This is a genomic window from Pseudomonas sp. R62 (genome assembly GCF_000257605.1).
GTDB lineage: Bacteria > Pseudomonadota > Gammaproteobacteria > Pseudomonadales > Pseudomonadaceae > Aquipseudomonas > Aquipseudomonas atacamensis.
Genome location: NZ_JH635998.1, coordinates 3,205,949 through 3,214,729, shown reverse-complemented (window position 1 = coordinate 3,214,729; position 8,781 = coordinate 3,205,949). Strand labels below are relative to the sequence as shown.

Here is an 8,781-nt window from a genome sequence, read left to right as displayed (position 1 = left end):
AAAGGCAGTTCGGTGCGCTGCAGCCAGTTGACCACCTGCATGGCGTTCAAATAGGCGCGGCGGCGGGACTCGATAAGCAAAGGTCGGCCACTTGTGGATAACGGAAAGTGCGCTGATTCTACCGCCCTTCGCACAAGATCGCTCGCTGTTGATCGATACCCCGCGCTGCGCTGCGCCGCTGCCCTTTGGGCAAAGAATGCGACAGCCTGTCCCGAGAGTGAATCGCCGCGCCTGTGATGCAGTACAATCGCCGCTTTTAATCGCCAACCAGCCGGCCATTCCGATGATCGAACCCAAGCGCGTCTTGCGCGCCCTCGCTGAACACTGGGCACTTCTGGAGCCACTGTGCGAGCACTTCGACCAAGGCACCCTGAGCCTCAACGAACTGCGCACGCAACTGGCCGCCCAACAACTCGACAGCACGCCGCAGGACATCACCAGCCTGCTCGACGTGTGGATTCGCCTCGATATTCTGGTTCCGGTGGCGAAAAGCCCGAACCGTTTCGAGCTCAACGCGCAGATCCACGACTTCCTCGCCTACCTGCGCCGCGAACACCGCCTCGGTCTGTGCCTGGAAATCGAAGCCTATTTGCGTCACCTGGAGCGTCTGGCCGGTTACATCCAGGACGCTTTCGACGTTCGTGACGGCAACGATCTGGCGCGCCAGCTGCGCTTGCTCGACATGCGCGTGCGCGACGTACTGAAGAAACTCGACAACGATGAACAGGCCCTGGTGGCAGTCGCCGAACGGGCGAAGACCAGCGACCGGCAGATTCCGCTGCGTCAGCGTTACGCCGAAGTACTGGCGACGTGGGACGAATACGTCGAGCCGATGATCGATCTGGTCAACGCCGACGGCGCCTTCGAACAAGGCGTGCGCAAGGTCGAAACGGTGCTGCTGAAGATGCTCAGCGAACAGCAGCGCCTCGGCCATCTGGTCGATGACGACATGCTCCTGCGCACCCACGCGCGCATCCTCGAAATGCAGACCAGCGCGCAACTGACCCTGCGTCATGCCCGCGAACTGCTGCTGCCGTTGCGTGAAGAAGCGCGTCGGCACAACGCCGTGACCCGTGGCGCCGCACTGGCGCTGGCGGCGATCCGGCGTAAAGGCATCGACGCCGTGCCGCAAGCGGCGATGCCACTGTTCACCCGCCCGCAAAGCACTTTCCTGGGCAGCGCCAGTCAGGTCGAAGCCTACGTGTATGCCCTGGCGCGTTTCGAGCCGAAACCGGCGCGCTTCCCCAAGGCGCACAAAACCCAGAAGGCGGGCGACGCGCCACGTGCACCGCGCACCGTGCGCGAGATGGTCGATCGTTGCGAAGAATCGCTGCCGATGCCAGATCTGATGACCTGGCTGCTGGAGCAGGAACCGGACGGCGCCACCGACGAGTTGCTTTACTGGTTCTCGCGCCTGTCGCGGGAAAAACGCTTCAAGCGCGAGCGTCTGGAACGCCGCGAATACCACACTCACGAGCACCAGGTCAGCCTGCGCTCCTTCGCCCTGCTCTCGGCCAGCGACACCGCCGCCGAGGATTCTGCGAGCATCCCAAATGCATCTTGATCTTTCCGAACTGTCGCAACTGGCGCCGATCTTCCGCGAGTTGTTCAAGGGTTACCACGTCAGCCGCCGTGATCCTGAGCTGTACGCACAACTGTCGAATTTCCAGGACCAGTACCGCACGCTGTTCAAGGCGCTGGGCTTTGAACTGGTCTGCGACACCCGTGGCTTCTACTATTTCGTGCCGGACATGGCCGCCGCAGCGGTGAACAAGACCGCCCAGCGTCTGGCGCTGTTCACCTTCATCCTCGTCGAGCACCTGGCCGATCAGGGCCGCGACCCGATCGCCGTGCTCGACGGCGGCAGCCTCGGCCGCGAAGAATTGCCGTCGCTGCTGGACAAGTACCGCGACCTGTTCATCCAGGCCGAAGTGCAGACCGTCGAAGAACTCGAAGAAAAGATCATGCGCCGCATGACCCAGCTCGGTTTTGCCGGCGAAGAAAACGGCGTCTACCGCTTCCTGCCGCCGATGCACCGTTTCCTCGACGTGTGCCTGTCGGTACAACAGGACCGCGACCTGGCAGCCAGCGTCCACAGCGTTCTGCCGCTGCCGGCGCCGGTGCTGATCGACGAAGAAGCCGAAGCGAAATTCCTCGAAACCGACGATCCGCTCGATCTTTCCGAATTTGAAGAAGAAAGCGAAGAAGACGCACTGGCCCGCGCCATTGCCGAAGAACAGGAGTCCGATGCATGAGCCAGGAACGCTACGGCATCCGCCGCTTTGCCCTTTTGAACACCGCCGGTTACAGCCTCGGTCTGTTCCCGCTGGAAGAACCGTTGTCGGTTTACGGCGCGAACAACCTCGGTAAATCAGCGTCGATCAACGCCTTGCAGTTTCCGATTCTGGCGCGCATGTCGGACATGAGTTTCGGCAAGTACAGCCTGGAACAATCGCGGCGCTTCTACTTCGCCTCCGACACCAGTTACATCCTCGTCGAAGTCAATCTGCCCCATGGCCCCCACGTAATCGGCGTGGTCGGTCGCGGCCCGGGCGGCGGTTTCGGGCACCAGTTCTTCGCCTACGCCGGCAAGCTCGATCTGGCGCATTACCAGAAAAACGACACCTGCCTGCGTCAGAAAGAACTGTTCAGCAATCTCGAAAAAGAAGGCCTGAAAGCCTACGAACTCAAGCCGGATGAACTGCGCCGCTTGCTGGTTGGCGGCCATACGTCGATCCCGCTCGACTTGACGCTGATCCCGCTGCGCTCCACCAGCGAGCAGAGCCTGAAGACATTTCGCGCATTGTTCATCAACCTGCTGCACATGCGCGAAATCACCGCGGCCAAGCTCAAGCAACTGTTCCTCGATGCTTTCGAGCACAGCCTGCGTTCCGGCAGCGTCGATTACATCGCCGCGTGCGAAGAAGCTTTCCGCGATGTGCGGCGCATGGAGCAGGACTACAACTCGCTGGTCGCCGCTGGCCCATTGGTTGAAGCGCTGGCCAACGGCGTGAAGCAGCGCGATGTGCTGCGCGGCAAACTGCATCGCCTGTCGCCGCTGCTCGATTCCCTGCTCGGCACCTGGTCGGACTACGCCACGGCGCGCAAGGAAGAGCTGACCATCCAGGCCGAGCACTACCGTCGCGAGCAGGACGATCTGCAGAACGATCAACGCGGTGGTACTCAGGAACTGATGCGTCTGGAGCGGGAAATTTCCGGCATTCAGCGCTGGCTCGGTGAGCTGTCGGTGCTGAAGAACCGCTTCGCCCTGGTCGATGACGTCAAAGTGCTCGAGCAACAATTGCTCGCCGCCAAGGATGCTCACGATGAACTGGCAGGTGCCCTGGCGCAGTCGCGTCAGTTCAGCGCCGAAGATCTCGAAGAGCGTCTGCGCGATCTGGAAAAACGCCTGAAGTCGGTGAAGCAACAACTCGATCACGCCGACAACAACAGCTACGCCCGCCTGCGCGAAGAGTTCTCGCAACAGGACGTCGAACGCCTGATGCGCCTGTTCAACAGCGCGCTGTTCAGCCTGCCGCTGGGCGAACACGGCATCACCCTCGACGAGAATGGCGAGTGGGTCAAATCGGTCGAGCTGATTCTTGATGGCTTCAAGGGCGAGCGCTTCGAAGTGCCGGGCCTGTCGATCGACATCTCGCACATTGAGCCGCCTGCCTTGCAGGCTCTGGCTGACCGCGCCGCGTTGCGCGATCAGAAGGAGCGTCTGGAAAAAGAGCTCAAGCAACTGAAAACCCAGCAAGCCGTGGCCGCCGACCGCGCCGCGAGCAAGACCCAGACCGAGGCGCTCTATCAGCAGGTGCTGGACGCGCAGAAGGCGCTGGAAGATTTCCGTCGCACCCAGACCCTGAGCGCCGAAGAAAACGACAAACTCGAACAACTGGCGCAGATGGAAGCCGCGCAGGACGAACTCAAGCGCTCCAGCGATGCCTTCACCGAGCGCGTCCAGCAACTGTCGGCCAAGCTGCAACTGGTCGGCCGGCAGATCGCCGACATGGAAGCCAAGCAACGCACCCTCGACGATGCCTTGCGTCGTCGTCAGTTGCTGCCAGCGGACCTGCCGTTCGGAACGCCGTTCATGGATCCGGTCGATGATTCGATGGACAACCTGCTGCCGCTGCTCAACGACTATCAGGACAGCTGGCAGGGTCTGCTGCGTGCCGATGGGCAGATTGAGGCGCTGTATGCGCAAGTCCGTCTCAAAGGCGTGGCCAAGTTCGACAGCGAAGACGACATGGAGCGGCGTCTGTCGCTGCTGATCAACGCTTACGCACACCGCACCGATGAAGCGCTGACCTTGGGCAAGGCGCGGCGCGCGGCGGTCACCGATATCGCCCGCACCCTGCGCAACATCCGCAGCGATTACGACAGCCTCGAGCATCAACTGGCGCTGTTCAACCGCGAGATCAACAAGCGTCAGGTTTCCAACCTGCAGAGCTTCCGCATCGTCCTCGCGCCGAACAAGGAAGCGCTCAAGCACATCGACCAGATCATCCACAGCGCCGGCCAGTATGAGGAAGGCGAAACACTGTCGGTGTTTGACCTCAGCCAGAGCGCCGAGCAGGACAACAAGAACGAAGAGGCCAAGGAATACCTCGCGCGGCTGGTGGCGGCGAACCACAACCAACTCGGCCTCAAGGATTTGTTCGAACTGGCTTTCGAGATCACCAAGGTCAACGGCCAACCGGTGATCCACACCGACATCGACGGCGCGGCCTCAAACGGCACGACCATGACCATCAAGGCGCTGACCAACATGTACTTGTTGCTGCACTTGATGGATCGCGACCTGGCCGGCCGCGTGCGTCTGCCGTACTACCTCGACGAGGCGGCGGACATCGACGAGAAGAACCAGGCGGCGCTGCTGGAAACCAGTCTGCAACTGGGCTTCGTGCCGATTCTGGCGAGTGTGAAGCCGCAGGTCTGCGCCAGTGTCGCGATCGATCTGGAAGGCGGCAGCGGCCCGGCAGGCATCTACATTGATGAGGCGGACTGGAAGTACATCCGTCGCCATGATGTGGTCAAGGCCACGCTGAATGTGCAGGCCGATGAGCCGGAGCTGGATGCGGTTTGATCGGCTTTAGCTGAAGGCAAAAAAAGGGCCGCGATCTGATGGGATCGCGGCCCTTTTTTATCGCCTGGGATTTGGGTTGAATCAGAGGGCCTCTTCGCGAGCAAGCTCGCTCCCACATAGAAACGCATACAAAATGTGGGAGCGAGCTTGCTCGCGAAGGCGTCTTGATAGACGCCCCATAAACTTCAGGTTACTTACCGAGCTGAATCTTCGGCGCCCAGGTCAGCCATTCATCCTCGAACTTGTCGAACAACGGGAACGTCTGCTCGGCCCGCGCCGGATTGCCCATGCGCTCGCCATCCGGTGTGGCGAAGGCAATCCCGCCCTGAATCAGTGTCTCCAGCGACTCGGTGCGCACCGTCACGCCCTTGAACAACCCATAATCGAAGCCCACGCCGCTGGTGTTCCAGAAGCGGCTGCCGCTACGCACCAGTGGCGCGTACTTCGGCTCGATCAGGATGTGCACCAACACACGGTCAGCTGTCTGGCCCAATTCATAACCGGTCACCTTTCCGACGGTGATCTCACGGTAGGTCACTGGTACGCCAGGCTTAAGCGAACCACGACGTGCGGCGCTCAACACCAGACTCAGACCCGCTTCTTGCTTGGTGACTTCCGGCGCCTCGGCCAAGGCAACGAAGTTCTTCTGCGGGCCGAGATTCTTCGCCGCCGGCTGGACTTCGATGTATTTACCGGTGACCAGCGTTTCCAGATTCTGCGTCTTGATCAGGCCCAGCTCCGGCTTGACCACCCAGAACTGACTGCCGACCCGGGCGATCTTTTCCGGTACTTCGGTGATGCGTGCGGTGAGGATTACCGACTGCATGTCATCGGTCAGATCGACGCTTTCAATCTTGCCGACATCGAGCCCCTTGAAACGTACCGGCGTACCGCTGCTCAAGCCGTCAGCGCGATCAACCTTGATCGTCACTACCGCGCCTTTCTTGTTTGCCTCATCGTGGTCGGCGAACAGACGGAAGCGCGGTATGCGTTTCTTCAACGGCGCATTGGCTTGCGGCGTTTCGAACGCGATACCGCCGGCCATCAGGGTTTGCAGGGATTCACTCTTGACCTGAATGCCGCCGGTCAAGCCACCGGTGAGGGTAATGCCGCTGACATTCCAGAAACGCGTCGAGGCGTTGACCAGGTTTTCGTATTCCTTCTCGATGTGCACGCCGATGACCAGCTGCTTCTTGGTTCGGGAGAACTGGTAGCTCTGCACCGAACCGACCTTGACCTGCTTGTACAGAATCGGACTGCCGACATCGATCGAACCCAGCGAATCGGTAAACAACACCAGATGCAGGCCCGGCGAACGCAGATCCAGCGGCGGTGCTTTCGGTCGCGCTTCGAATTCGCGTTTCGGCGCAGCGCCTTTGTCGCCCGGACGCACGGCGATGTAGTTACCTTTCACCAGCGCTTCCAGGCCGGTAATACCGGCAAGGGATATCGACGGTTTGACCACCCAGAACTGCGTGCCCTCAACCAGATAGTCTTCGGCCAACGGATCAAGCGTCAGCTCGGCTGTTGCACTGTTCAGGTCCGGATCGACTTTGAGCGCTTTCAGGTTGCCGACCTGAATGCCTTTGTACATCACCGGTGTGCGACCGGCCTGCAGGCCCTCGAAATCGCTGAGTTTGACCTTCACGCGAATGCCGGCAGCGGCAGCGTCGAAGTCTTCATAGAGACGGAACGGCAGGCTCGGATCGGTCGCTGGGCTGTCCTTGCGATTCTCCGGCGTGGCGAAGGCGATGCCCCCAGCGACGATGCTGGCCAAGGACTCGCTACGGACTTTCACACCGGACAGGTTGGCGTCGATGCTGATGCCGCTGGCGTTCCAGAAACGTGTGTGTTTGCGCACCAGTTTCGCGTAGGTCGGCTCAATGAACACCTTCAGTTCAACGGTGCTTTGATCCTCGGAAAGCACATAGCTTTTGACCTGACCGACCTTGATCTGCTTGTAGAACACCGGGCTGCCGCGATTCAGCGAACCGAGGCGATCAGCCTTGATGGTCAGGTGCAGACCGGGCTTGGCGTCGGACAGCGGCGGTTCTTCGGCGAGCGCCTTGAACTTGCGCACGGGCTCGCCTTCACCGGGACTGATGGCGACGTAGTTACCCGAGACCAATGTCTCCAGACCGGTGATACCGGCCAGGGTCACGCTCGGTTTGACCAGCCAGAACCGTGTGCTGGTCTTCAGGTACTGTTCCACGTCCTTATTCATTTCGATGGTGGCGATCACCCCTTTGGAGTTGCCTTCATCGTCGAGCTTGAGCGTCTTGACCTTGCCGACCGGCATGCCTTTGTAGACCACTTCAGTCTTGTTGGCCTGGATGCCTTCGCCGCTTTCGAAGCGCACCTGAATTTCGATACCGGTCTCGGAATAAGCACGCCAGCCGAGCCAGCCGCCGATGATCAGTGCGATCAGAGGCAGCACCCAAATGGCCGACCAGTTCGAAGCCGGTCGGGTTTTCGCTACAGGCAAATCAGTCATGGTCGTCGTCCGACTCCGTGTTATCCCAAATCAGTCGGGGATCGAAAGTAACTGCGGCGAGCATCGTCAGAATCACCACGGTGGCGAAGGCGACGGCGCCCAGATTGGCTTCGACACTGGCTATACGGCCGAAGTTGACGACCGCCACGAGAATGGCGATCACGAAAATATCGAGCATCGACCAGCGGCCAATGAACTCGATGAATCGGTACATCCAGATGCGCTGACGGGCCGACAATGGCTGCCGGCGCTGCACGGAAAACAGCAACAACGCGATGCCGACCAGTTTGAACGTGGGCACCAGAATACTGGCGATGAACACCACGCTTGCGATCGGAATCATGCCGTGCTGCACCAGTTCAATCACGCCGGACATGATGGTGCTCGGCTCACCCTGGCCCAGGGAGCTGACCGTCATGATCGGCAAGACGTTGGCCGGAATATAGATAATGGCTGCCGTGATCAACAGCGCCCAGGTACGGGTCAGGCTGTTGGGGCGGCGAGCGTGAACCTGCGCGCCGCAGCGGGTACAGCTTTGCTCATCGACGTCAGCTTCCTGCTTGTTCAGTTCGTGGCATTCGGTGCACACCAGAATGCCCGCATCAATCGCCCGCATGGGCATCCTCTCCTGATAATGCCTGCCAGATCTGATGCGGTGACATCACCACCTCCAGCCAGACTTGTACCAACAACAAGCCAATGAAACATGCCAGCCCGAGGCCGACGGTGATTGCTGCCATATCCGCCAGCTTCACGATCGCGACGAGGACGCCCATGAGGTAGACCTCGAGCATGCCCCAGTCTCTGAGGTGGTGGTAAATACGATAGAGCAACAAGCCATAACTACGGCCGACATTGAAGCGGATCGTCAGTAGGACAAACAGCTGGCACAACAACTTGAGTAACGGTATGGCCATGCTGCAAAGGAAGACGACAATCGACACTCCTTGCATATCGGTGCTGAATAGACCGACCACGCCGCTCCAGACCGTATCCTGCGAAGATTGCCCGAGGATATTGAGTTGCATGATGGGTAAAAAGTTTGCCGGTACGTAAAGTAATAACGCGGCGATTACCAGGGCGAGGCTGCGCTGCACCACGTTATGGCGATGGGCGTACAACTCATAACCACAACGCGGGCAGAGCGCTTTCTCACCATGGGCAAGTGTCGGCTTGCGCATCAGCAGGTCGCATT

The 8,781-nt window shown here is 60.1% G+C and carries 6 protein-coding genes and 1 pseudogene; 3 read left to right on the top strand and 4 right to left on the bottom strand.

Going from position 1 to position 8,781, the window contains the following annotated elements:
• Positions 1-80, bottom strand: a pseudogene (locus OQK_RS31330) (energy transducer TonB); the annotation flags it as partial.
• A 203-nt stretch (positions 81-283) separates the two neighbouring features.
• Between OQK_RS31330 and mksB the strand changes: the two are divergent.
• Genes mksB through mksF form a run of 3 tightly spaced genes read left to right on the top strand, consistent with a single transcriptional unit; the run spans position 284 to position 5,092 of the window.
• Positions 284-1,564, top strand: a complete 1,281-nt coding sequence (gene mksB / locus OQK_RS15525) for an Mks condensin complex protein MksB (RefSeq protein ID WP_160768349.1) — start codon at positions 284-286, stop codon at positions 1,562-1,564.
• Positions 1,554-2,255: an Mks condensin complex protein MksE gene (gene mksE / locus OQK_RS15520; RefSeq protein WP_016773189.1), complete on the top strand. Its 702-nt coding sequence runs from the start codon at positions 1,554-1,556 to the stop codon at positions 2,253-2,255. The genes mksB and mksE overlap by 11 nt, the downstream gene beginning before the upstream one ends.
• The gene (gene mksF / locus OQK_RS15515; RefSeq protein WP_016773188.1) at positions 2,252-5,092 is read left to right on the top strand and encodes an Mks condensin complex protein MksF; all 2,841 of its coding nucleotides are present in this window, start codon (positions 2,252-2,254) and stop codon (positions 5,090-5,092) included. The genes mksE and mksF overlap by 4 nt, the downstream gene beginning before the upstream one ends.
• Positions 5,093-5,282: 190 nt before the next feature.
• On the opposite strand, the gene OQK_RS15510 is transcribed toward mksF, so the two are convergent.
• The 3 genes from OQK_RS15510 to OQK_RS15500 form a co-directional block, all read right to left on the bottom strand.
• Positions 5,283-7,586, bottom strand: a complete 2,304-nt coding sequence (locus tag OQK_RS15510; RefSeq protein WP_016773187.1) for a PqiB family protein — start codon at positions 7,584-7,586, stop codon at positions 5,283-5,285.
• On the bottom strand, positions 7,579-8,202 hold the full coding sequence (locus OQK_RS15505) for a paraquat-inducible protein A (RefSeq protein ID WP_016773186.1): 624 nt from the start codon (positions 8,200-8,202) through the stop codon (positions 7,579-7,581). Before OQK_RS15505 ends, OQK_RS15510 begins: the two co-directional genes overlap by 8 nt.
• A partial coding sequence (locus OQK_RS15500; protein WP_016773185.1) for a paraquat-inducible protein A occupies positions 8,189-8,781 on the bottom strand: 593 nt, incomplete at its 5' end. The genes OQK_RS15505 and OQK_RS15500, both read right to left, overlap by 14 nt.